This is a genomic window from Streptomyces sp. NPDC048392 (genome assembly GCF_043200575.1).
Taxonomy (GTDB): domain Bacteria; phylum Actinomycetota; class Actinomycetes; order Streptomycetales; family Streptomycetaceae; genus Streptomyces.
Map to the genome: position 1 here is coordinate 408152 of NZ_JBICYB010000003.1, position 22672 is coordinate 430823.

18 protein-coding genes and 1 pseudogene are annotated in these 22672 nt (G+C 73.5%); 4 read left to right on the forward strand and 15 right to left on the reverse strand.

Annotated elements, in window-relative coordinates:
- Nucleotides 1–82 precede the first annotated feature (82 nt).
- The 3 genes from ACGFYH_RS08165 to ACGFYH_RS08175 form a co-directional block, all read right to left on the reverse strand.
- Entirely contained in the window at nucleotides 83–2110 is a 2028-nt protein-coding gene (locus tag ACGFYH_RS08165) for a tetratricopeptide repeat protein (RefSeq protein ID WP_393802282.1), read from the reverse strand.
- 177 nt (nucleotides 2111–2287) lie between these two features.
- Nucleotides 2288–2923: an NUDIX domain-containing protein gene (locus ACGFYH_RS08170; RefSeq protein WP_393802283.1), complete on the reverse strand. Its 636-nt coding sequence runs from the start codon at nucleotides 2921–2923 to the stop codon at nucleotides 2288–2290.
- An 86-nt stretch (nucleotides 2924–3009) separates the two neighbouring features.
- A complete protein-coding gene (locus ACGFYH_RS08175) occupies nucleotides 3010–4659 on the reverse strand; it encodes a CTP synthase (protein ID WP_393802284.1) in 1650 nt (549 codons plus the stop codon).
- Nucleotides 4660–5240: 581 nt separating this feature from the next.
- Between ACGFYH_RS08175 and ACGFYH_RS08180 the strand changes: the two genes are divergently transcribed.
- Nucleotides 5241–7043: a glycoside hydrolase family 15 protein gene (locus tag ACGFYH_RS08180; RefSeq protein WP_393802285.1), complete on the forward strand. Its 1803-nt coding sequence runs from the start codon at nucleotides 5241–5243 to the stop codon at nucleotides 7041–7043.
- Nucleotides 7044–7297: 254 nt separating this feature from the next.
- Nucleotides 7298–8944, forward strand: a complete 1647-nt coding sequence (locus ACGFYH_RS08185) for a PucR family transcriptional regulator (protein ID WP_393802286.1) — start codon at nucleotides 7298–7300, stop codon at nucleotides 8942–8944.
- A gap of 74 nt (nucleotides 8945–9018) precedes the next feature.
- Here ACGFYH_RS08185 and ACGFYH_RS08190 read toward each other — a convergent pair whose 3' ends face one another.
- The 6 genes and pseudogenes from ACGFYH_RS08190 to ACGFYH_RS08215 form a co-directional block, all read right to left on the reverse strand.
- Nucleotides 9019–10167 carry a glycosyltransferase family 4 protein gene (locus ACGFYH_RS08190; RefSeq protein ID WP_393802287.1) on the reverse strand — a complete coding sequence of 383 codons (1149 nt, stop codon included), beginning with the start codon at nucleotides 10165–10167 and terminating at the stop codon, nucleotides 9019–9021.
- A gap of 184 nt (nucleotides 10168–10351) precedes the next feature.
- A pseudogene (locus ACGFYH_RS08195) lies at nucleotides 10352–10618 on the reverse strand (hypothetical protein); the annotation flags it as partial.
- Between the two features lie 153 nt (nucleotides 10619–10771).
- The gene (gene recN, locus ACGFYH_RS08200; RefSeq protein WP_393802319.1) at nucleotides 10772–12490 is read right to left on the reverse strand and encodes a DNA repair protein RecN; all 1719 of its coding nucleotides are present in this window, start codon (nucleotides 12488–12490) and stop codon (nucleotides 10772–10774) included.
- Nucleotides 12491–12675: 185 nt separating this feature from the next.
- The gene (locus ACGFYH_RS08205; RefSeq protein ID WP_393802288.1) at nucleotides 12676–13581 is read right to left on the reverse strand and encodes an NAD kinase; all 906 of its coding nucleotides are present in this window, start codon (nucleotides 13579–13581) and stop codon (nucleotides 12676–12678) included.
- Nucleotides 13578–14393, reverse strand: a complete 816-nt coding sequence (locus tag ACGFYH_RS08210; RefSeq protein WP_393802289.1) for a hemolysin — start codon at nucleotides 14391–14393, stop codon at nucleotides 13578–13580. The genes ACGFYH_RS08205 and ACGFYH_RS08210 overlap by 4 nt, the downstream gene beginning before the upstream one ends.
- A 7-nt stretch (nucleotides 14394–14400) precedes the next feature.
- The gene (locus ACGFYH_RS08215) at nucleotides 14401–14769 is read right to left on the reverse strand and encodes a hypothetical protein (protein ID WP_393802290.1); all 369 of its coding nucleotides are present in this window, start codon (nucleotides 14767–14769) and stop codon (nucleotides 14401–14403) included.
- A gap of 42 nt (nucleotides 14770–14811) precedes the next feature.
- Here ACGFYH_RS08215 and ACGFYH_RS08220 point away from each other — a divergent pair, with 42 nt between their 5' ends.
- Nucleotides 14812–15159 (forward strand): sterol-binding protein, encoded by a 348-nt coding sequence (locus tag ACGFYH_RS08220; protein ID WP_393802291.1) that lies wholly within the window; start codon nucleotides 14812–14814, stop codon nucleotides 15157–15159.
- A gap of 6 nt (nucleotides 15160–15165) precedes the next feature.
- Here the strand turns inward: ACGFYH_RS08220 and ACGFYH_RS08225 are convergent, their stop codons facing one another.
- The 4 genes from ACGFYH_RS08225 to ACGFYH_RS08240 form a co-directional block, all read right to left on the reverse strand.
- Nucleotides 15166–16053, reverse strand: a complete 888-nt coding sequence (locus ACGFYH_RS08225; RefSeq protein ID WP_393802292.1) for an ABC transporter ATP-binding protein — start codon at nucleotides 16051–16053, stop codon at nucleotides 15166–15168.
- Complete coding sequence (locus ACGFYH_RS08230; RefSeq protein WP_393802320.1) at nucleotides 16050–17105, reverse strand: FecCD family ABC transporter permease; 1056 nt, start codon at nucleotides 17103–17105, stop codon at nucleotides 16050–16052. Before ACGFYH_RS08230 ends, ACGFYH_RS08225 begins: the two co-directional genes overlap by 4 nt.
- A 101-nt stretch (nucleotides 17106–17206) precedes the next feature.
- Nucleotides 17207–18253 carry a FecCD family ABC transporter permease gene (locus tag ACGFYH_RS08235; RefSeq protein ID WP_393802293.1) on the reverse strand — a complete coding sequence of 349 codons (1047 nt, stop codon included), beginning with the start codon at nucleotides 18251–18253 and terminating at the stop codon, nucleotides 17207–17209.
- A gap of 107 nt (nucleotides 18254–18360) precedes the next feature.
- Nucleotides 18361–19392, reverse strand: coding sequence for an HAD-IIA family hydrolase (locus ACGFYH_RS08240; RefSeq protein WP_393802294.1), 1032 nt, complete (start codon nucleotides 19390–19392; stop codon nucleotides 18361–18363).
- Between the two features lie 72 nt (nucleotides 19393–19464).
- Between ACGFYH_RS08240 and ACGFYH_RS08245 the strand changes: the two genes are divergently transcribed.
- On the forward strand, nucleotides 19465–20757 hold the full coding sequence (locus ACGFYH_RS08245; protein WP_393802295.1) for a DUF1015 domain-containing protein: 1293 nt from the start codon (nucleotides 19465–19467) through the stop codon (nucleotides 20755–20757).
- A 91-nt stretch (nucleotides 20758–20848) separates the two neighbouring features.
- Here the strand turns inward: ACGFYH_RS08245 and ACGFYH_RS08250 are convergent, their stop codons facing one another.
- Nucleotides 20849–21610, reverse strand: a complete 762-nt coding sequence (locus tag ACGFYH_RS08250) for a hypothetical protein (RefSeq protein ID WP_393802321.1) — start codon at nucleotides 21608–21610, stop codon at nucleotides 20849–20851.
- The coding region (locus ACGFYH_RS08255) for a hypothetical protein (RefSeq protein WP_393802296.1) at nucleotides 21502–22672 on the reverse strand (1171 nt) is incomplete at its 5' end. The genes ACGFYH_RS08255 and ACGFYH_RS08250, both read right to left, overlap by 109 nt.

Here is a 22672-nt window from a genome sequence, read left to right on the forward strand (position 1 = left end):
GGCACACCGGGAGAGACCGCAGGAGAACGTGCGGCAGGGCCAGTCTAATGAAGGCGTTCTCTCTGTCTAGCCTTTCAAAGCATCAATCTTCAGACGAAGCGCTGCGGATTTCGCAGGCGTCTGCGGGCGCTTCCCTCAGCATGCGCTCCGCCGTGCTCCGCTGCAGGCCGGCCGCGGTGGGATCGCCGAGCCGGTCGAGCGTGTCGGCGAGCCGCAGGTGCAGCGCGGCCTGGAGCCGTACGTCCTCGGCCCGGCGGGCCCAGTCGACGGCCTCCTGGCAGGTGCGCAGCGACTCCTCGGGGCGCCCGGCGTACTCCTGGACCCGGGCCAGCTCGGACAGCGCCCGCGCGTGGGCGGCCACGTCGCCGGCCTTGCGGTGTCCGGCCACCGCCGCGCGCCAGGACCGCACCGCCTCGCCGTAGCGGCCGGCGTAGGTGTGGGCGGCGGCGATACGGCCGTAGATCCGGGCGGCGTCCGCCCGCTCCTCGCGGGCGAGCCGCTGGGCGAGGGCCCGGCCGAACCAGTCGGCGGCCCGGTCGTAGTCCCCGAGCTCCAGGTGGGCGCCGCCCACGGATTCCATCGCGCGGCCGGTCGCGTACGGGTCGTTCGCCTCGCGTCCGGCGTCCAGCGCGGCCCGGTAACGCACCAGGGCCTCGGCGGTGCGGCCGGTGCGGGCGTCCAGGTCGGCCAGGTTGAGCAGGGCCGCCGCCTTCTCGCGGGGCAGCTCGCGGCGCTCGGCCACGTCGAGGACGAGGCGGTGGATGCCGTACAGGTCGGGGGCCGCCGCCCGGGTGCCGAAGTGGGCCACCATGGCGCGCACCAGCTGGGACATGAGCCGGCGGGCGAGGGTGTCCAGCTCGCCGTCGGCGACCGCGAGGCGGGCCGCGGCCAGCAGGGCGGGGCGCCGGGCGCGCAGCCAGTCGGCGGCGGCCCTCGGGTGAGGGAAGCGCAGGTCGCGCGGCGTGCCGAGGAGCTTCTCCCGGGCCTGCGGGCTGTCGGTCTCGGTGACCGCCCGGCAGGACTGGAGCAGCCGCACCGTCCGCTCCAGCATGCGGGCGCGGGCCAGCTGGAGCTCGGCGGGCCGGTCGTGCTTGCGGGCGAGGTGCCTCAGCCGGTCGTGCAGGCACCCGGGGACCTCGTACCCGGGCAGCGGAGAGTCGACGGCGCGCAACAGGCCGAGGCCGACGAAATCGTCCAGGGTGGTGCGGGCGCCGTGCACCGAACAGCCGGCGAGCGCGGAGGCGGTGTGCGGGTCGACCAGGCCTGCCGGGGCGAGGGACAGCAGTCGCAGTATCCGGGCGGCGGGGCTGGGCAGGGACGCGTAGACGAGGCGGAAGACGCGGCTGAGCGCGGTCCCCTCGTCGGTCTCCGCGTGCACGTGTTTGGCGAGGTCGGCGACGGCCGCCTGCGGACGGGCCGCGAGCCAGCCGCCGGCCAGGGTCAGCGCGGCGGGCTGGGCCTGGCAGAGCTCGACCAGCTGTTCGGCGGCCCGGGGGTCGACGGTGATGCGGACCGAGCCGGTGCAGCGGGACAGCAGTTCCACGGCCGACTTGGTGTCGAGGCCCCCCAGCGTGCACGGGCGGACGTCCGCGATGCCGGTCAGCGGGCCCTCGGCCACGGCGACGGCCAGGCAGTCCGGGGTGTCCGGCAGCAGGGCGTCGACCTGCTCGGCATCGGCCGCGGCGTCGAGCAGCAGCAGGACCCTGCGGTCGGCGAGCGCGGTGCGCAGGGCCTCGGTGAGGTCGTCCTCGTCCGCCCCGGGCGGGGCGGAGTGGTCCAGCTCGGTGAGCAGTTCCCGGGCCAGGCGTTCGACGGGGACGCGGGTGCCGTCGGGCTCGCTCAGCCGCACCCGCAGCACACCGTCGGGATAGTCGTCCGCGACCTGGGCGGCCAGTTCCTCGGCGAGCGCGGTGCGCCCCGAGCCGGGCCGGCCCGCGATGAGCAGCACGCGCGCGCGGGGGGCCTTGCGGCCGGAGAGGGTGTCGAGACCCGCGCGCTCGATGTCGGCGCGCAGCTCCTTCAACTCCCGGGTGCGGCCCAGGAACCCACGCTTCTCAGCAGGATCCTGAGACAGCCGCACACCGTCCGTGTCCACCGCCTGATCCGTCACGGGCCACACTCCCGATCCCACCGCACGCCGGCGCCCGCCGGAACCCCGGTTCGGGCGTTTCCCGAGCCTAGTTCACGCTCTGCTACGTTCCCGGCGGAGCGCGGCGGGTACATCCCTCGATCGGATCAACCGATGGTCACACCGGCAGGGTCGGACGGCCGCCGGGCCGCGACGCGCTCAGGCCTGGAAGGGCCGCGCCGGCCACGGCGCCCGGGCCGGACGCAGGGCGTCGAGCCCGTCGCCCCGTTCCGCCGCGACCAGCGAGAGCACGCCCACGACCAGGCAGTTGTTGTGCAGCTCCCCCGCGAGCACGCCCCGGACCAGGTCCCCGACGGGCACCCGCTCCAGTTCCATGTCGGCTTCTTCGTCCTCGACCTCGAAGCGCTCGCCCGCGGCCTCGGACAGGCCCCGGGCGAGGAAGATCCGTACGGCCTCGTCGCAGCCGCCGGGCGTGGTGTAGACGTCGGCCAGCACCCGCCAGTCCTCGGCCTTGACGTGCGCCTCCTCGTACAGCTCGCGCTGGGCGGCGTGCAGCGGGTTCTCGCCGGGGACGTCGAGCAGCCCGGCCGGGATCTCCCACAGCTTCTCCCGCACGGGGTGCCGGTACTGCCGGATGACCAGCACCCGGCCCGCGTCGTCCAGGGCGAGAACGGCCACGGAGCCGGGGTGCACCTGGTAGTCGCGGGTCACCACGGAGCCGTCGGGCATGACCACGTCATCCGTGCGGACCGAGGTCTTCTTGCCCCGGAAGGGTGTCTCGGTGGCCCGGACCTCCCACTCCTCGGGAGTGTCCTTGATCGTGCTGCCCGTCATTCCTGACCCGCCCTTCCAGACGTACGCGAAAAGCCGGGGCCCGCGCCGTTGAGTGCGCGCGCCCCGGCCACCGTACAACCGGTGTGTTACTTGGACGTCTTCCGCTCGACCGCGGCCTTGACCAGCCCGGCGAAGAGCGGGTGCGGGCGGGTCGGGCGCGAGCGCAGCTCCGGGTGGGCCTGGGTGGCGACCAGGTAGGGATGGACGTCGCGCGGGTACTCCACGTACTCGACGAGCTTGCCGTCCGGGGAGGTGCCCGAGAAGAGGATGCCGGCCTTCTTCTCCAGCTCCGCGCGGTAGGCGTTGTTCACCTCGTAGCGGTGGCGGTGCCGCTCCTCGACGTACTCCTTGCCGTCGTACACCTCGCGCGCGATCGAGCCCTCGGCCAGCTTGGCCGGGTACATGCCGAGCCGCATGGTGCCGCCCATGTCACCCTCACCGGCCACGATGTCCAGCTGCTCGGCCATGGTGGAGACGACCGGGTGGGCGGTGGCGGGGTCGAACTCGGTGGAGTTGGCGTCCGTGATGCCGGCCAGGTTGCGCGCGGCCTCGACCACGATGCACTGCAGGCCCAGGCAGAGGCCCAGCAGCGGGATCCGGTGCTCGCGGGCGTACTTGATCGCGCCGACCTTGCCGGTCACGCCGCGCTCGCCGAAGCCGCCCGGGATGCAGATCGCGTCGACGTCGCCGAGCTGTGCCTCGGCACCGGCCGGGGTCTTGCAGTCGTCGGACGTGACCCACTTGATCTTCACGCGGGCCTTGTTGGCGAAACCGCCGGCGCGCAGCGCCTCGATGACCGAGAGGTAGGCGTCGGGCAGGTCGATGTACTTGCCGACCAGCGCCATGACGATCTCGTGATCGGGGTTGTGGACGCGGTCGAGCAGGTCGTCCCAGGTCGTCCAGTCCACGTCGCGGAACGGCAGGTCCATCTTCCGGACGACGTAGGCGTCCAGGCCCTCGGTGTGGATGACCTTGGGGATGTCGTAGATGGAGCGCGCGTCGGGGCAGGCCACCACGGCGGCCTCGTCGACGTCGCACATCAGGGAGATCTTGCGTTTGATCGCCGTCGGCACCTCGCGGTCGCAGCGCAGCACGATCGCGTCCGGCTGGATACCGATGTTGCGCAGGGCGGCGACCGAGTGCTGGGTCGGCTTGGTCTTCAGCTCACCCGAAGGGCCGATGTAGGGCAGGAGCGAGATGTGGACGACGAACACGTTGTCGCGGCCGACCTCGTGCCGGACCTGGCGGACGGTCTCCAGGAACGGGAGCGACTCGATGTCGCCGACCGTGCCGCCGACCTCGGTGATCACGACGTCGACCTCGTCCGTCGCCATGCGGCGGATGCGGTGCTTGATCTCGTTGGTGATGTGCGGGATGACCTGGACGGTGTCGCCCAGGTACTCGCCGCGCCGCTCCTTGGCGATCACCGTGGAGTACACCTGGCCGGTGGTGACGTTGGCGGAGCCGTCGAGGTCGCGGTCGAGGAAGCGCTCGTAGTGGCCGATGTCCAGGTCGGTCTCGGCACCGTCGTTGGTGACGAACACCTCACCGTGCTGGAAGGGGTTCATCGTGCCGGGGTCGACGTTCAGGTACGGGTCGAGCTTCTGCATCACGACGCGCAGACCGCGGGCCTTGAGCAGCATGCCGAGGCTGGAGGCGGTCAGCCCCTTGCCGAGCGAGGAGGCGACACCCCCGGTGACGAAGATGTGCTTGGTCGTCGAAGAGTTGGGCGGCATGGCCAAGAGGGGGCTCCCGTGGTCGCGGTCTGGGGTGCGGTACGTCCGTCCTCCGGCCCGGTCGTCCCGGGTGTCGGCGGCGGCGCCGTCGCTGCGGTTCCGGGGTTTTTCTCCCACCGGTCCACGGGCTACCAGCGTATCAGCGCCTCGGGGCGACGGCTTCCGGCCACCCTCCGCGCACGCCCGGACACACAGGTGGGAGCGTCACCGTTTCCTCACCCGGTGGTCACCCGTTCGGCGGACCCGGGTTGCCCGGAGCGGCACACAGATCATCTACGTGCGTCGTATCCTGCTCGGACGTTCGCTGCCGAGCCCGCCCGGCGACACGGCACCACCCCTCGCCCGTCAGCACCGGAACAACGGGAGCTCGTCAGTTCGTTGAGCAACAATTGTCGTTGGGGGCGCCACGCCCGATCGTCCTCGGGGGCGCCACGTTTGGCTTCACGGCCGGACGGCTGCTTTGCTTCATGGCTCAACGACGCATCCACACACATCCCTGACACACTTCCCTGACCCCACCCTTGACCGCACTAGCGACCGCCCCCACGCGGGGTGACGTGGCCGTTCGACTGGAGTTGCACGTGGCCGGGCGCATCGAAGATTACGCACTCATCGGAGACATGCAGACCGCTGCCCTGGTCTGCCGGGACGGCACGGTCGACTGGCTGTGCCTGCCCCGCTTCGACTCGCATGCCATCTTCGCCGGCCTGCTGGGCACCGGGGAACACGGTTTCTGGAGGATGGGACCCGCCTACGCCCCCGGCGCCGAACCGCCCACCGCGTCCCGGCGCACCTACCGCGGCGACTCGCTGATCCTGGAGTCCGAGTGGGACACCCCGCGCGGCACCGTTCGGGTGATCGACTTCATGCCGCCCCGTGACGGCGCGCCGCAGCTGATCCGGATCGTGGAGGGCGTCTCCGGCCGGGTGCCGATGCGCTCGGAGCTGCGGATGCGGTTCAGCTACGGCCGGGTGGTCCCCTGGGTGCACAAGCACGAGGGCCGCACGGTGGCCGTCGCGGGCCCGGACTCCGTGTGGTTCGACACAGAGGTGGAGACCTACGGCAAGGCGCTCACCACGTACGCGGACTTCACGGTGGCGCCGGGTGACCGGATCGCGTTCACCATCTCGTGGGAGCCCTCGCACAAGGAGCCGCCCGCGCTGCCCGAGCCCGAGCAGTCGCTGGTGGCCACCGAGGACTTCTGGCGCGACTGGGTCGAGCACTGCACGTACCACGGCCCCTACCGGGAGGCCGTGGTCCGCTCCCTGATCACGCTGAAGGCACTGACGTACGCCCCCACCGGCGGCATCGTGGCCGCGCCCACCACCTCCCTGCCGGAGGACATCGGCGGCGTCCGCAACTGGGACTACCGCTACACCTGGCTGCGCGACGCGGCGATCACCCTGTCCTCGCTGCTGCGCACCGGCTACCGCGAGGAGGCCCGTGCCTGGCGCGAGTGGCTGCTGCGCGCGGTCGCGGGCGACCCGGAGAACCTGCAGATCATGTACGGCATCGCCGGTGAGCGTGAACTGGGCGAGGCGGAGCTGGACTGGCTGCCCGGTTACGAGGGCTCCGGCCCGGTCCGGGTCGGCAACGGCGCGGCCCACCAGCTCCAGCTCGACGTCTACGGCGAGGTGACCGAGGCCCTCCACCTGGGCCACATGACGGGCCTGGCCCGCAACGACTACGCCTCGGTGCTCCAGCTCAAGCTGATCCGCTACCTGGAGTCCCACTGGCACGAGCCGGACGAGGGCATCTGGGAGGTGCGCGGACCGCGCCGCCACTTCGTGCACTCCAAGGTGATGGCCTGGGTCGCCGTCGACCGCACCATCAAGCTGATCGAGTCCGGCGACGCCGACGGCCCGCTGGAGCGCTGGAAGGAACTGCGCGACGACATCCACCGGGACGTGTGCGAGAAGGGCTACGACAAGGAACGCAACACCTTCACGCAGTCCTACGGCTCCCAGGAGCTGGACGCCTCGCTGCTGCTGATCCCGCAGATGGGCTTCCTGCCGCCGGACGACAAGCGGGTCATCGGCACCATCGAGGCCATCCAGCGGGAGCTGTCCACCTCGGACGGGTTCATCCTGCGCTACCCGACGGACGGCAAGGACGAGGGCGTCGACGGCCTGCCGGGCGACGAGGGCGCCTTCCTGGCCTGCTCGTTCTGGATGGCCGACGACCTGGCGATGATCGGCCGGGTGGACGAGGCCCGGAAGCTCTTCGAGAAGCTGCTGTCCCTGCGCAACGATCTCGGTCTGCTGGCCGAGGAGTGGGACCCCCGCCTCCAGCGCCAGGTCGGCAACTTCCCCCAGGCCTTCAGCCACGTGCCGCTCATCGACACGGCACTGCGCCTGACGGCGAGCGGGGCGTACGGGGGCTGAGCCGACCCGCGGACGGGCCGGCCCTGGTGGTCCGGCCCGCTGTCGGCCGCTGTCGGCCGGTGGTGGCGGGTTCGGCGTTCGGCCGGGGGCCGGTGCCCGGTGCCTTGGGGCCGGTGCCCGGTGCCCGGTGCCGGTACCCGCGGCCACACGTGCGGCGGCCACGGCGGTGATGTCCATGCCCGGTGCCCTGCCCGCCGGGCGCCCGCCGGCCCGTGGATGTCCCGGGTGGGACCGCGCCGGGTAGCGTCCGGCTCATGGAAAGCGGCAGGAACAGCGGGTTCGACACCCAGGGCGCCGGAATCACCGTGCGGCGGGCACTGGAACTGCCCGGGCTGCGCAGTGGTCTGCCGGAGATCCTCGCGGGCGCCGACCGCCTGCACCGCACGGTGCGCTGGGTGCACGCGGGCGAGGTGCCCAACATCGCCTCGCTCCTCAAGGGCGGCGAACTGCTGCTGACCACCGGGTACGGCCTGGGCACCCGGCCCGCCGAGCAGCGGGCGTTCGTCCGCACGCTGGCCGAGCGCGGCATCGCGGCCCTCGTCGTGGAGCTGGGCCCGCGCTTCGCCCGGCTGCCCGCGGCCCTGGTCGACACGGCCCGCGCGGCCGGGCTGCCGTTGGTCCAGCTGCACCGCGAGGTGCCGTTCGTGACGGTCACCGAGGAGGTCCACACCGAGATCGTCAACGGCCACTACGCGCTGCTCCAGCGGGCCGAGGAGGTGCACCGCCGCTGCACCGAGGCGCTGCTGGGCGGCGGCGGGGTGCCCCGGGTCCTTGCCATCCTCGCCGACTTCGCCGGTAACCCCGTCTTCCTGGAGACCACCGACGGCCGCCTGCTGTACGCCGCCGGCTCCGGCCCCGAGGGCACCGATCCGCTCCAGGTCTGGGAGGGGTTGCGGGGACCGCACAAGGACGCGCCGCCCCCGGCGGGCTCGGTCCTCGTGGACGTGCCCGGGGGCGGGCCGGGCGTCGGTTCGGTGCGGGCGCGGCTGGTCCTGCTGCCGGTGCGGTCCCCGTTGGCGCCGGTGCACCGGATGGCGGCGGAGCGGGCGGGCGGCGTCCTGGCCGTGGTGCTGATGCAGGCGCGGCAGGAGGAGGAACTGGCGGCGCGCGGACGCGGCGACTTCCTCACCGACCTCGCCGAGGGCCGGATCGCGGCGGAGGACGCGCCGGCCCAGGCACGCGTCCTGGGCTTCAGGCCGGGCACCGGTCCGCTGCTCCCGGTGGTGATGCGGCTCGGGGACGCCCTGTCCCCCGCCGGGGGCGGTTGGGCGGTGCTGGCCCGGGCGGTCGCCGAGGAGCTGGCGTCGGTGGGGGTGCCGGTACTGCTGGGCGTGCGGCCGGTGGAGGGCCGGGTCCCCCTGTTGCTGGGGCTGCGCTCGGAGTCGGAGCGGGCGGCGGTCGCGGACCGGGTCGCGGCGGCGCTGCGGACGGGCTCGGAGCGGGCCGGGATGCAGCGGCCGGGGGCGCAGCCGCCCGTCGTGGTCGTCGGGGTGGCCGGGAGCTGGGCGGCGGCGTCGGCGGGCCTGCGGCACGCGGCGGAGACGGCTACCGCGGCACAGGGCCTCACCGACCGGCCCTGGTACGACGCCCGGCGTCTGGACATCGACCTGCTGCTGTGGCGGCTGCGCGGTCACCCGGACCTCGCCGCGTTCGTGGACCGGGCGATCGGACCGCTGCGTGACCACGACGACCGCTCGAAGCCGCCCCTGCTGCCCACCCTCCAGACGTACCTGGCACACGCCGGCCGCAAGGCGGAGACGGCGCGTGAACTCCACCTCAACCGGCAGACGCTCTACAACCGGCTGGCGCGGATCGGGGAGTTGCTGGGCACGGACCTCGACGACCCGCAGACCGTACTGGCGTTGAGCCTGGCCCTGCGCGCCCGTCGGCACGTGCCTTAGGAGCGGGTGCCGCAGGCCCCGCCGTCGAACTCCCGTCTGCCCAGCGGGCGACGACGCGAGTTCGACGACAGGACCTAGAGCAACGGCGTGGGCTGCGTCAGCTCGTCGTAGACGCTGAGGACCTGGGCGACGGTCTCGTCCTCGGTCGGCCAGGTGGCCGCCTGCCGTGCCCCCCGGTCCCGCAGCTCGTCCCGCCGCGCGGGGTCGTCGAGCAGGCGGACCACGACGTCCGCCAGCGCCTCCGCGTCGCCGGGCGGCACGAGTTCGGCGGCGTCGCCGACCAGTTCGGGGATGCCGCCCACGTCGCCCGCGACGAGCGGCACCCGCGCCTGGAGCGCCTCCTGGGCGAGAACGGAACGCCCCGCCTCCCGGCGGACGGGCAGCAGCGCCAGGTCGGCCGCCGCCAGCAGCTCGGGAACGTCGTCGCGGCTGCCGACGAGCACCACCGGCAGCTCCTCGGCCTCGATCCGCCCCTGCAGCTCCCCGCGCAGCGGCCCCTCCCCGGCGACGACGACCAGCGGAGCCGGATCGAGGCGGCGCCACGCGCGCGCGGCGTCGAGCAGGACGTCGTAGCCACGGTGCCGCTCGAGGGAGCCGACCGCGATCAGCAGCGGACGATCGACGGCGCCGAGTTCGGCCCGGACCTTGTGGTGCAGCCGGTCGGGGTCCTCGGGACCGGCCGGCCGGCTCGGCCGGGCGGGGAGCGCGACGGGGCCCAGTCTGGCGTCCCGCGCCCCCGTCCGCCGCGCCCCGTCGACCAGCTCCGAGGTGACGCCGAGCACCACGGTGGCTGCCTTCATCACCCGCCGTTCCAGCACCCGCAGCAGATGGGCGCGGGCTCCCTCGGCATGCACCCGGTCGTGCCAGGTGACGACGAGCGGGGTGCTGACGCGCCGCCCGCCGAGGGCCAGGGCGGCCCGGAAGGAGGCGTGCAGTCCGTGCGCGTGCACCAGGTCGGCGTCCGCGCACACCGTCCGCAGCGCGGCCACCGAGACGGGATCACTGCTGCGCGGCACGTGCACGTGGTCGGCTCCGGCGCCCGTGAAGTCGTAGGTGCACTCCGCATCGGAGGGGGCGCACACCGTCACTTTCACGCCCCGCGCGACGAGCCCCGCGGCCAGGGAGCGCACGTGCGCGCTGCTGCCGGCGTTGCCGCCGCCCAGCACCTGCACGGTGCGCAGCGGCGGCTGGCCGTGCGGTGAGTGGCTGCTCACGGGGGTCACCTGGCCGGGGCTCCTGGTCGGGGCGGGGGACGGTCACGAAGAACGAACGGAAGGATGGCGCGGGCGGGGCGCGCCGCGCGGTCTCCTGCGCGCCACTGCGTCAAGGATGCCAGGCCGCACGGGTGTTCCGGGCACGACGACGACCACGACCGGACGCCCGGCGGGACGACGACACGGAACCACCTCACTCGTTCGAGTGAACGTTTCGTGGTCCGCACGCCTTCTCTCCCCACGCCGCCGCGGCCACGAGCGCGAAGGCGTGCGCCGCCAGCCCGACCCGGCCGTTTCAGGCCACCACCGCGAACCCGGCCGCGCCCGCCGCATGCGCTGCCGTGTCACCGGGCATCGTGCGCTCGGCGAGGTCGTCGGGCAGCACGGCCGCCGCGGCCCCCATGGCGACCGGGGCCGACTCCGCCCAGGACCCCGGGCGCAGCGGCCCCGGCGCGCGGAGCGTAGCCGGCCCCCCTGCCCGTTCGAGCGATCACTCCACCACCCTAGACCTCATCTCCCCGACGGCCGACGCACGTTGGGCGGACGCAGCCGGGGGGCGGACCCGGCCGGGCGGGGGCGACGGGGGGGGACCCGCCCGGCCGACGGCGGGTGCCTACAGGTCCGCCCGGGCGGTCTCCAGGAGTTCCTCCGCGTGGGCGCGCGCCGTCTCCGAGTCCTCCTGGCCGGCGAGCATCCGGGAGAGTTCCCGGACGCGCTCCTCGCCCTCCAGCACCTTGACGCCGGAGCGGGTCACCGACCCGTCGTTCGTCTTCTCCACCAGCAGCTGCCGGTCGGCGAACGCGGCCACCTGCGGCAGGTGCGTGACGACCACGACCTGGGCGCTCTTCGCCAGCCGCGCGAGACGCCGGCCGATCTCCACCGCCGCCTTGCCGCCGACCCCGGCGTCGACCTCGTCGAAGAGGTACGTCGGCACCGGGTCGGTGCCCGCGAAGACGACCTCCACGGCCAGCATCACGCGTGACAGCTCACCGCCGGACGCGCCCTTGGCGATCGGCCGGGGCGGCGCGCCGGGGTGCGGGGCGAGCAGCAGTTCCACCTCGTCGGCGCCCGACGGCCCGTACGCGACCGTGCGCCCGCCGACCTCCACGCCTTCCGGGTCCTCGGTCTGCCGGATCTCGAACGACACGCGCGCGTGGGGCATGGCGAGCGAGGCCAGCTCGGCGGTCACCGCGGCGGCGAACCGCTCGGCGGCCTCCGTGCGCGCGTCGGTCAGCGCCTGGGCCAGTCCGCCCAGCTCGGCCCTGAGCGCGTCCCGCTCGGCGGTCAGCTCGCCGATCCGCTCGTCGTCGCCGTCCAGCTCGGTCAGCCGTGCGGCGCCCTGCTCGGCCCAGGTCAGCACGGCCGCGACGTCCTCGCCGTACTTGCGGGTCAGCGCGGTGAGCGCGGCCCGCCGCTCCTCGACCGCCGCCAGCCGCAGCGGGTCGGCGTCCAGATCGTCGGCGTACCCGGCGAGTTCTCCGGCCACGTCGCGCAGCAGGATGCCGACCTCGCCCATCCGCTCGGCGAGCGAGGCCAGCGCCGGGTCGTGCGAGCGTACGGCGTCCAGGGCGCGCTGCGCGCCCGCGACCAGGGTCGCCGCGTCCACGCCCTCGGGGTCCTCCGGGTTGCCCGCCAGCGCCGCGTGCGCGGCCGTGGCGGCCGACGCGAGCGCCTCGGCGTGGCCCAGCCGCTCCGCCTCCTCCGCCAGCTCCACGTCCTCACCGGCGCGCGGCTCGACCGCGGCGACCTCGTCGAGGCCGTAGCGCAGCAGATCGGCCTCCTGAGCGCGTTCACGGGCACGCGTGGTGATCTCGTCCAGCTCCGCCGCGACGGCCCGCAGCCGCCGGTGGGCCTCGCCGTACTTGGCGAGCGGTCCGGCGACCGCGTCGCCCGCGTAGCGGTCCAGGGCCTGCCGCTGCCGGGACAGTTTGAGCAGCCCCTGCTGGTCGGTCTGCCCGTGCACGGCCACCAGCTCGTCGGCCAGCTCGGCGAGCATCCCCACCGGCACCGACCGCCCGCCCAGGTGGGCGCGCGACCGCCCTTCGGCGGAGACGGTACGGCTGATCAGCAGCGCTCCGTCGTCCAGCTCGGCCCCGGCCTCCTCGGCCCGCACGGCGGCCGCGGCGTTTCCGGGCACGGCGATGCGCCCCTCGACGACCGCGTTCTTGGCCCCGATCCGCACCAGCGCCGCGTCCGCGCGTCCGCCCAGGAGCAGCCCGAGGCTGGTGACCACCATGGTCTTGCCCGCACCCGTCTCACCGGTGACAGCGGTGAACCCGGGCGACAGCTCGACCACGGCGTCGTCGATGACTCCGAGCGACCGTATCCGCATCTCCTCAAGCACGGACACGACCTTACGAGGTCGAGGGCCGGGAGCGCACACAGGCCGCCTTGTCGTGCCGGGGGAGCGCGTGCCGCCACAGGCGCGGGACTGTGCTGACGGCGACTGCGCCGCGGGGCGCGCCGGCCACGGACGGCCCGCGGCCGGGACACGGCGGAACCACCCCATCGAGTCCGCTAGTGCGGCGCCCCCCGCCACCCGGAGACGGGCAACGCGAACTTCGCGACCAGCCGATCCGTGAACGACGCGTGATGCAGCCGGGCCAGCCGCACCGGCACCGCCCCCCGCCGCACCTCCACCCGCGCCCCGGGAGGCAGCTCCACCGTCCGCCGCCCGTCGCACCACAGCACCCCCGGCGGGACGTGCGGCAGCACCTCCACCGCGAGCACCGAGTCCGGCGAGGTCACCAGCGGCTTCGCGAACAGCGCGTGTGCGCTGATCGGCACCATCAGCAGCGCCTCGACCTCGGGCCACACCACCGGCCCCCCGGCCGAGAAGGCGTACGCCGTCGACCCGGTCGGCGTGGACAGCACGATGCCGTCGCAGCCGAACCCCGTCACCGGCCGCCCGTCGATCTCCAGCACGACTTCGAGCAGCTTCTCGGCACCGGCCTTCTGCACGGCCGCCTCGTTCAGCGCCCAGTCGGTGTGCACGATGTCGCCGTTGCGGTGCACGACGACGTCGACGGTCATCCGCTCCTCGACCTCGTACGCCCGGTTCACCACCCGGTCGACGACCTTGTCGAGGTCGTCACGCTCGGCCTCCGCGAGAAATCCGACCCGGCCCAGGTTGACCCCGAGCATCGGCACCCCGGACGCGCGGGCGAACTCGGCGCCGCGCAGCAGCGTCCCGTCACCGCCCAGCACGATGAGCAGCTCGCATCCGTCGAGGCACTGCGCGGTGGCCTCTCCGACCAGGTCCACCTCGCCGGGCAGCGGCAGGTCGCGCGCCTCGGCCTCCAGGACCCGTACCTCGATCCCGGCCTGCAGCAGCCCCTTGACCACCAGCTCCGCGCTGCGGATGGCAGCGGGACGCCCGGTGTGGGCGAGCAGGAAAACAGTACGCGCTCGGTTCTGTGTCAACGCGGCCCCTCCGCCACTGCACGGTCAACATCGGCCGGGTCCGGTTCACCGGCGCCGGCCCGCAGCCACAGAAAATACTCGACGTTGCCGGAGGGACCGGGCAGCGGACTGGCGGTGACCCCCTTCACCCCGAGCCCCAGCTCCCAGGCCTTCCGGGCGACTCCCAGCACCGCCTCGGCCCGCAGCTGCGCGCTGCGTACCACTCCCCCGCTGCCGAGCCGCTCCTTCCCCACCTCGAACTGCGGCTTCACCATCATCACCAGGTCCGCGTCCGGCCCTGCGCACCGCCGCAGCGCGGGCAGTACCAGTCCGAGCGGGATGAAGGAAAGATCCCCCACGACAAGGTCCACGGGCTCCCCATCGATCGCTTCCGGTGTCAACTCGCGTACGTTCGTACGGTCCTTGACGGTGACGCGTTCATCCTGCCGGAGACTCCACGCGAGTTGCCCGTATCCGACGTCCACGGCGACGACGTGCGCGGCACCCGCCCGCAGCAGTACGTCGGTGAAGCCTCCGGTGGAGGCGCCGGCGTCCAGCGCCCGCCGCCCCTCGACGACGAGGCCCTGCGGTACGAAGGCCGCGAGGGCGCCGGCGAGCTTGTGGCCGCCGCGCGAGACGTAGTCGGGGTCGCTGCCGTCGGCGGTCACCACGATCGCCGCGGCGGTCTCCACCTGCGTGGCGGGCTTGGTCGCGACGGTCTTGCCGACGGTGACCCGCCCGGCGGCGATCAGCTGGCTCGCGTGCTCGCGCGAGCGCGCCAGCTTGCGGCGGACCAGCTCCGCGTCGAGACGGCGGCGTGCGACTCCTGCCACGTTCGGTTCAGCTCCTGTTTTCGTACGGCGAATCGGACTCGTGGCCCGAAGGGTCTCGTTGCGGGGTGGTGGTCGGGCGTCCGGTGGGAACCGGAGGTCCCGGGCGGGCGTCGAGCGCGGTGAGCGCGTCGCGCAGCCCCCGGTGCACATCCTCGTACACCTCGACATGTCCGTCCGTGGCCAGGTGGCCGGCGTCGGCCAGCCGCGCCAGCCGGGCGTCGACCTCGGCGTTCCCGGTGGGGCTGCGGGGGACGTCCAGCGGGGCGGGGGCCGCGGGCTCGTACCCGGGGCCGTCGGGCGCCCCGGACTCCGCTTCCTGGGGCTCCGGTCCCGCCCCGCTCTCCTGGGCCGCCGGCTCCGGTACTGCGTCGCTCATGCCCCGACGCTACCGCGTGGCGCTGGGGTACGGTCGCTCCCGATGGCGACGACTGAGGAGTGCCGTGCCGCACTCGACAAGCTCTCGAAGAACATGCGCGGCGCAGAAGGGGACGTGCGGTCGGCCACGGAGCTGGACCGCTCGGTGAGCTGTCACATCACCGACCTGGACGTCACCTTCGCCGGACGCATGGCGGACGGCCGCATCGACGTGCGCGAGACCCTCGTGGGGCCGCCGCGCGAGAAGGCCGAGATCAGACTGGCGATGACCGGCGACGTCCTGGTGGCCCTGGTGGCGGGCGAACTGAACTTCGCCAAGGCCTGGGGCTCGGGCCGGGTGAGGCTGGAGGCGGGCCTGCGCGACCTGTTCCGGCTCAGGAAGCTCCTCTAGCCGCCCTCAGGGAGCCTTCGCGGCGGGCACCCGCACCGGCTCGGGGGCGCGGCCGCCGCGGGCCTTGCGCGCGGCCGGCACCACCAGCGGGGTCCCCGTCTCGGGATCGTCGATGACCTGGCAGCGCAGCCCGAAGACCCGCTCGACCAGGTCGGCGGTGACGACGTCCTCCGGCGTGCCCTGGGCGATGATCTCCCCCTCACGCAGGGCGACGAGGTGGGTGGCGTAGCGGGCGGCGTGGTTGAGGTCGTGCAGGACGGCGACGAGGGTGCGGCCCTGCTCCTCGTGGAGTTCCGCGCACAGGTCGAGTACATCGATCTGGTGCTGGATGTCCAGGTAGGTCGTCGGCTCGTCGAGCAGCAGCAGCGGGGTCTGCTGGGCGAGCGCCATGGCGATCCACACGCGCTGGCGCTGGCCGCCGGAGAGTTCGTCGACGTAGCGGTCGGCGAGCTCGGAGATGCCGGTCTGGGCCATCGACTCCCGGACGACCCGCTCGTCCTCGGCCGACCACTGGCGCAGGATGCCCTGGTGCGGGTAGCGGCCGCGGCCCACGAGGTCCCCGACGGTGATGCCGTCGGGCGCGAGGGACGACTGGGGCAGCAGGCCGAGAGTCCGCGCGACCTGCTTGGCGGGCATCGACTGGATGACCGACCCGTCGAGCAGCACCCGCCCCCGGGCCGGCTTCAGCATCCGCGACAGGGCCCGCAGCAGGGTGGACTTGCCGCACGCGTTCGGGCCGACGATCACGGTGAAGGAGTTGTCGGGTATCTCCACCGACAGTTCCTCCGCGATGACCCGCTGGTCGTAGGCGAGGGTGACGTTCTCGGCGGTCAGACGGTTCACGTGGCTCCTTCGGTTGTTCAGCCCGCTGCGGTTGCCGGTGCCGGCGCTCATATCCGGCCCGCCTTGCGCTCGGTGACCAGCAGCCACAGCAGATAGACACCGCCGAGTACGCCGGTGACCACACCCACGGGGAGCTGGTCGGCCCCGAAGGCGCGCTGCGAGATCCAGTCGGCGCTCACCAGCAGGGCGGCCCCCATGCACAGGGACGGCAGCAGGTTGGGGCCGGGTGAGCGGGTGAGGCGCCGGGCGAGCTGCGGCGCCGTGAGCGCGACGAAGCCGACCGGCCCGGCGGCCGCGGTGGCGGCGGCGGTGAGCAGTACGGCGGCCACCATCAGCAGCGCCCGCACGCGCTCGACGCGCACACCGAGGGCGTACGAGACGTCGTCGCCCATCTCCATCATCCGCAGCGCCCGTCCGTTGGTGAGCACGAGCGGGACGAGTACGGCGCACAGCGCCAGCAGGGGCCAGACCTGGTCCCAGTCACGGCCGTTGAGGGAGCCGGCCATCCAGACGACGGCCCGGGAGGCGTCGACGATGTCGGCCCGGGTGAGCAGGTAGCCGTTGACCGCCGTGACGACCGCGGACACGCCGATACCGACCAGGACCAGCCGGTATCCGTGCACCCCCCGTTTCCAGGCGAGCAGATAGATGGCGAGGCCGGTCACCAGGCCGCCGGCGAGCGCGCCGAAGGTGACCTGCGCCGAGCTGCCGGAGAACAGAACGATCATGATGAGCGCTCCGGCCGTCGCACCCTGCCCGAGACCGAGTACGTCCGGACTGCCGAGCGGGTTGCGCGAGATGGCCTGGAACAGCGCACCGCCCACCCCGAGCGCGCCGCCGACCAGCAGACCGACCAGGACCCTGGGCAGCCGCAGTTCGTTGACGATGAACTCCTGACCGGCGTTGCCCCGGCCGACCAGGGTCTTCAGTACGTCCGCGGCCGGTATGTCGAAGTCGCCGGTACCGATCAGCAGCACGCTCGCGGCGAGCGCGAGGACCAGCAGCAGGCCGACGACGGCCACGGCCCGGACGTCGAGCCGGAGCGAGACCCCACCCGGGCCGCGCACGACCCGGGTGGCGTTCGCGGCCTTGGCGGCATTCACGGCGTTCGCGGTATTCGTCCCCGCGGTGTTCGCGGTGTTCGCGGTGTTCGCGGTGTTCAAGCTTCCCCCGGCCTTCCCGGCCTTCGCGGCTTCTCCGGTCCTCACAGCTGGGCCGTCCTCCGCCGTCGTACGAGAAAGATGAAGACCGGCCCGCCGAGGACGGCGGTGACGATGCCGACCTGGAGTTCCGCGGGGCGTGCGACGATCCGGCCGAGGACGTCCGCGCCGAGCAGCAGCACGGGCGACAGGATCGTCGCGTACGGCAGGATCCAGCGCATGTCGGGCCCGGTGAAGGAGCGGACGATGTGCGGCACCATCAGCCCGACGAACACGATCGGTCCGCAGGCGGCGGTGGCGGCCCCGCACAGCACGGTCGCGGCGAGCATGGACAGCGCCCGGGTGCGGTTCAGGTTGGCGCCGAGGGACTTGGCGGTGTCGTCGCCCATCTCCATGGCGTTGAGCGGCCGGGCGAGGGCGAGGGCGAGGACCGTGCCCGTCACGAAGAAGGGCAGCACTTCCCTGATCGTCCCGTTCGTCGCCGAGGCGAGGGAACCGACCGTCCAGAAGCGCATCCTGCCCAGCGCCGCGTCGTCCATGATCATCACGGCCTGGAGGTAACCGAAGAGCGCGGCGCTGATCGCGGTGCCGGCCAGCACCAGCCGGACCGGGGTCGCTCCCCGGCTGCCGCCCAGGAACCAGACCAGGGCTCCGACCCCCGCCGCACCGGCGAAGGCGAACCAGACATATCCGGTCAGTGAGGTGACGCCGAAGAAGGTGATGGCCGTGACGACGGCCGCCGAGGCGCCCGCGTTGATGCCGAGCAGCCCGGGATCGGCCAGCGGATTACGGGTCAGGGCCTGCAGTACCGCACCCGCGAGGCCGAGGGCGGCGCCGGCCAGCAGTCCGAGCGCGGTGCGCGACAGCCGCTCGCCGACCACGACGTCGCCATACGTGTCCGAGTCGTGGAACAGGCCGTGCCAGACCTCCGTCAGGGACAGATCCTTCGCGCCGATCGCGATGCTCGCCAACACGATGAACGCCAGGACCGCCAGGGAGACGGGCAGCCCAGCGGCACGCAGGACACGGCGCTTGGAGGGCGGCGCGGGAGCGGCGTCCGCGCGCTGTTCGGGGGGACTGTCGACCAACACGTGGTTAGGCTAGCCTACCCTGCCAAAGGATCACGATCCCGAGGCTGTCGCAGGCCCTTCCCCGGCCCGTCCCGCAGGCCGGACCCTTCCCTCCTCCCTCACGCCGCTCACCACCCCAGCCGCACCAGCGCCTTCCCCGAGTCCAGCCCGCATCCCTGCTCCCCGCCCGCCGTCCAGGCCGCCGCGCACAGCGCTCGCAGCCCGTCCAGCGCCGTGCCGTCGCCGTCCAGCTCCAGCCGCTGCTCACCGGCCGTCGCCGTCCAGCCACCGCAGCGGAAGCCGCCGTCCGCGCCGTCGGCGACCTCCGGTTGTCCGGTGAGCAGCCCGCGCAGATCGGCGTCCACGTACGTCGGCCGGTGCCGCGGCGGCGCCGCCAGCAACTGCGCCCCGTCGGTCACGCCGGTCAGGACGAGCAGCGAGTCGACGCCCCCGTTGAACGCCCCCTCGATGTCCGTGTCCAGCCGGTCGCCCACCACCAACGGGCGATGAGCGCCGGTCCGCAGGATCGTCTCCCGGTGCATCGGGGGCAGCGGCTTCCCCGCGACCTGCGGCTCGGCGCCCGTCGCGATGCGCACGACCTCCACCGCCGCGCCGTTGCCCGGGGCGATCCCCCGGGCGCCCGGGATCGTCAGGTCGGTGTTGGAGGCGTACCAGGGAACACCGCGCGCGATGGCGTAGCAGGCCTCGGCGAAGCGTCCCCACGGCAGGTCCGGGCCGCCGAACCCCTGCACGACGGCCGCCGGCTCGTCCTCCGCCGACTCCACTGGCTCGAGGCCGCGCTCGCGCAGCGCCACCCGCAGCCCCTCACCGCCGACGACCAGTACCCGCGCCTTCGAAGGCACCTGTTCGGCGATGAGCCGGGCCACCGCCTGCGCCGAGGTGATGACGTCGGCGGCATCCGTCGCTATCCCCAGCTCGGTCAGGTGCCCGGCCACCGCGTCGGGGGTCCGGAGCGCGTTGTTGGTGACGTACGCCAGGCGCATGCCGCCGTCCCGGGCGGTGGCGAGGGACTCGACCGCGTGAGCGATCGCGTTCCCCCCGGCGTACACCACGCCGTCCAGGTCGAGCAGCGCCGTGTCGTAGGCCTCGTTCAGGGCCCGCCCACTGCCGTCCGGCCTGGTCCTGACGCTCCGGCTCATCGCACATCGCTCCTCGTTCGTCGTCTTTCCCCCGATCATCCCCCATGCCACCGACACACGTACGATGCCGGGATGAACTCTGCGGGTCACCCGGAAGCAACGGCGCGCCGGGGCCTGGAACTCACCCCGTTCCGAGGCCTCCGCTACGACCCCGACCGGGTCGGCAGCCTGGCCGCCGTGACGTCCCCGCCCTACGACGTCGTGGTCCGCCCCGACGGCCTGCTCCACCTCGAGTCCGCCGACCCGCACAACATCGTCCGGCTGATCCTGCCCCAGGCCGCCACACCCGAGGCGCGCAACGAGCAGGCCGCCCGCACCCTGCGGCGCTGGACGGCGGAGGGAGTCCTGACCACCGACCCCGAACCGGGCCTGTACGTCTACGAACAACGGGACGGCGAGGGGATGCTGCAGCGCGGCATCATCGGCGCACTGCGCGTGTCGGATCCCGCCGAGCAGGTGGTCCTGCCGCACGAGGACGTCATGCCCCATGTCGTCGCCGACCGCGCCGCACTGATGCGGGCGACCTGGGCGAACCTCGAACCCCTGCTTCTGACCTACCGCGGCGACGGCGATGCGTCGGCCACCCCCGCCCTCGTGGAACGAACGGCCGAACAGCCGCCGCTTCTCTCCACGACCACGGAGGACGGTTTCTGCCACCGCCTGTGGTCGGTCACCGACCCCGAAGCCGTGGCCCGCGTCCAAAGGGAACTGTCGCGGCACCAGGCCCTCATCGCCGACGGCCACCACCGCTGGGCGACCTACCGCACGCTCCGCGCGGAACACCCCTCCCCGGGTCCCTGGGACCACGGACTCGTCCTCCTCGTCGACACGGCCCGCTACCCGCTCCGCGTCCGTGCCATCCACCGCCTGCTGCACGGCATCCCGGTGCACGACGCCGTGGCCGCCCTGGACGGGCACTTCCGCGTCCGCCGCCTGGACACCCCACTGGCCGAGTCACTGGGCACCCTGGCGAAGGCGGCAGACGCGGGCAACGCCTTCCTGCTGGCCGGTGACGGGGCCTTCCACCTCGTGGACCGGCCCGACCCGGGTCTGCTGGCCCGCACGGTCCGCGCCGACCGCCCCGAGGCCTGGCGCACCCTGGACGCCACCGTCCTGCACGCCACCCTCCTCGCCCACGTCTGGCACGTCCCCGACGACTCGGCGGCCCACATCTCCTACATTCACGACACGGCGGCCACCGTCGAGAAGGCGGAACGCGACGGCGGTACCGCGGTGCTGATGCACCCGGTCCGCGAGGAGGTCGTCCGCGACCTGGCCCGACAGGGCGTCACGATGCCACGCAAGTCGACGTCCTTCGGCCCGAAGCCTGCCTCGGGCCTGGTACTGCGCGCACTCGACGTCTGACCCGGCCCACGACAAGGCGAAGGGGGGCGGGCCCGAAAACCGGTCCCGCCCCCCTTCGCCGCCGTGCCCCGCCACGTCAGCACCCGCTACGTCAGTCCTCGTCGCCGCCCTCGGCACCGTCCTCGGCGGAAGGGCTCTCCCCGTCACTCCCGCGCTCGGGCTCGTCCCCGTCCTCGTCCAGGGCGTCCATGAACTCGACGCCGTCCAGCTCGGCGAGCCGGTCGGAGGCGTCCGTGCTGCCGTCCCGGTCGGACTCCACGGCCTTCGCGAACCACTCCCGCGCCTCCGGCTCCCGGCCTGCGGCCAGCAGCGCGTCCGCGTAGGCATACCGCAGCCGCGCGGTCCACGGCTGTACGGAGCTGGAGGCCAGCTCGGGGCTCTGCAGCGTCACGATGGCCGCGTCCAGCTGCCCCATGTCACGCCGGGCACCGGCCGCCACGAGGCGCATCTCGACCTGACCGGCCTTGTCCAGCTTGTGCACCTCGGGGGCGCCGGCCATGTCCAGCGCCTTCTCGGGCCGGCCGAGCCCACGTTCGCAGTCGGCCATGACCGGCCACAGCTCCACGGACCCGGTCATCCGCCGCGCGGCCCGGAACTCCGCCAATGCTTCGCCGTACTTCTGGCTGGCGTACGCGGCGAACCCGGCCGCCTCGCGTACGGCGGCGACACGGGACGCCAGACGCAGGGCCACCCTGGAGTAGCCGTACGCGGCCTCAGGATCCTCGTCGAGCAGTCGGGCGACCATCACCAGGTTCCTGGCGACATCCTCCGCGAGCGTCTTGGGCAGGCTCTGCAGCTCCTGCCGTACGTCCTTGTCGATCTCGTCACCCGTGACCTCCTCGGGGATCGGCAGGCGCTTGATCGGCTCACGGTCCCGGTCCCGCTCCTCACGGAAACGGCCGCCACCCCCCTGCCGGTCGTCCCGTCCACGGAATCCGCCGGGCCGTCCGCCGCGGTCGTCGCGCCGGGGCCCACGTCCCCCGCGGTCGTCCCGCCCGCGGAACCCACCACGGTCGCCTCCGCGGTCACCGCCCCGACTGTCGTCACGCCGGCCGAACCCACCACGCTCGCCACGGTTGTCGTCCCGACGGAAACCCCCACGATCACCGCGGTCGTCACGCCGGAAGGGTGGACGGTCCCCGCCACGGTCGTCACGCCGGTACGACGGACGGTCCCCACCACGGTCATCGCGTCGGTCGTCACGCCGGCCGTCCCGGCGGAACGGGGGACGGTCCCCGCCACGGTCGTCACGGCGGTCATCACGCCGGTACGAGGGACGGTCGTCACGCCGGTCATCGCGTCGGAAGGGGGGCCGGTCACCGCCGCGGTTGTCACGGCGGTCATCACGCCGGAAGGGTGGACGGTCCCCGCCACGGTCGTCACGCCGGTACGACGGACGGTCCCCGCCACGGTCGTCACGGCGGTCATCACTCCGGTACGAGGGACGGTCGTCGCGTCGGTCGTCACGCCGGAAGGGGGGACGGTCGTCACGCCGGTCATCGCGTCGGAAGGGGGGGCGGTCGCCACCGCGGTTGTCACGGCGGTCATCACGCCGGAAGGGGGGGCGGTCGCCACCGCGGTCATCGCGACGGGGACGGTCGTCGCGGTCGTCGCGTCGGAAGGAAGGACGGTCGCCACCACGATCACGGTCGTCCCGACGCGGCCCACGGTCACGGTCGTCCCGACGCCCGTAACCGGCACCACGGCTTTCATCACGGCGGTCGTCGCGCCGGAAGGACGGGCGGTCCCCACCACGGTCGTCACGACGGAAAGGAGGACGGTCCCCACGGTCGTCGCGCCGGAAGGAAGGACGGTCCCCGCCACGATCACGGTCGTCCCGACGCGGCCCACGGTCACGGTCGTCCCGACGCCCGTAACCGGCACCACGGCTTTCATCACGGCGGTCGTCGCGCCG

Bases quoted from the DNA above. Each gene is read 5' to 3' on its own strand.
- ACGFYH_RS08170 (WP_393802283.1), bottom strand. From the start codon at position 2,923: ATGACGGGCAGCACGATCAAGGACACTCCCGAGGAGTGGGAGGTCCGG.
- ACGFYH_RS08175 (WP_393802284.1), bottom strand. From the start codon at position 4,659: ATGCCGCCCAACTCTTCGACGACCAAGCACATCTTCGTCACCGGGGGT.
- ACGFYH_RS08185 (WP_393802286.1), top strand. From the start codon at position 7,298: ATGGAAAGCGGCAGGAACAGCGGGTTCGACACCCAGGGCGCCGGAATC.
- recN (WP_393802319.1), bottom strand. From the start codon at position 12,490: ATGCGGATACGGTCGCTCGGAGTCATCGACGACGCCGTGGTCGAGCTG.
- ACGFYH_RS08215 (WP_393802290.1), bottom strand. From the start codon at position 14,769: ATGAGCGACGCAGTACCGGAGCCGGCGGCCCAGGAGAGCGGGGCGGGA.
- ACGFYH_RS08220 (WP_393802291.1), top strand. From the start codon at position 14,812: ATGGCGACGACTGAGGAGTGCCGTGCCGCACTCGACAAGCTCTCGAAG.
- ACGFYH_RS08225 (WP_393802292.1), bottom strand. From the start codon at position 16,053: ATGAGCGCCGGCACCGGCAACCGCAGCGGGCTGAACAACCGAAGGAGC.
- ACGFYH_RS08240 (WP_393802294.1), bottom strand. From the start codon at position 19,392: ATGAGCCGGAGCGTCAGGACCAGGCCGGACGGCAGTGGGCGGGCCCTG.
- ACGFYH_RS08245 (WP_393802295.1), top strand. From the start codon at position 19,465: ATGAACTCTGCGGGTCACCCGGAAGCAACGGCGCGCCGGGGCCTGGAA.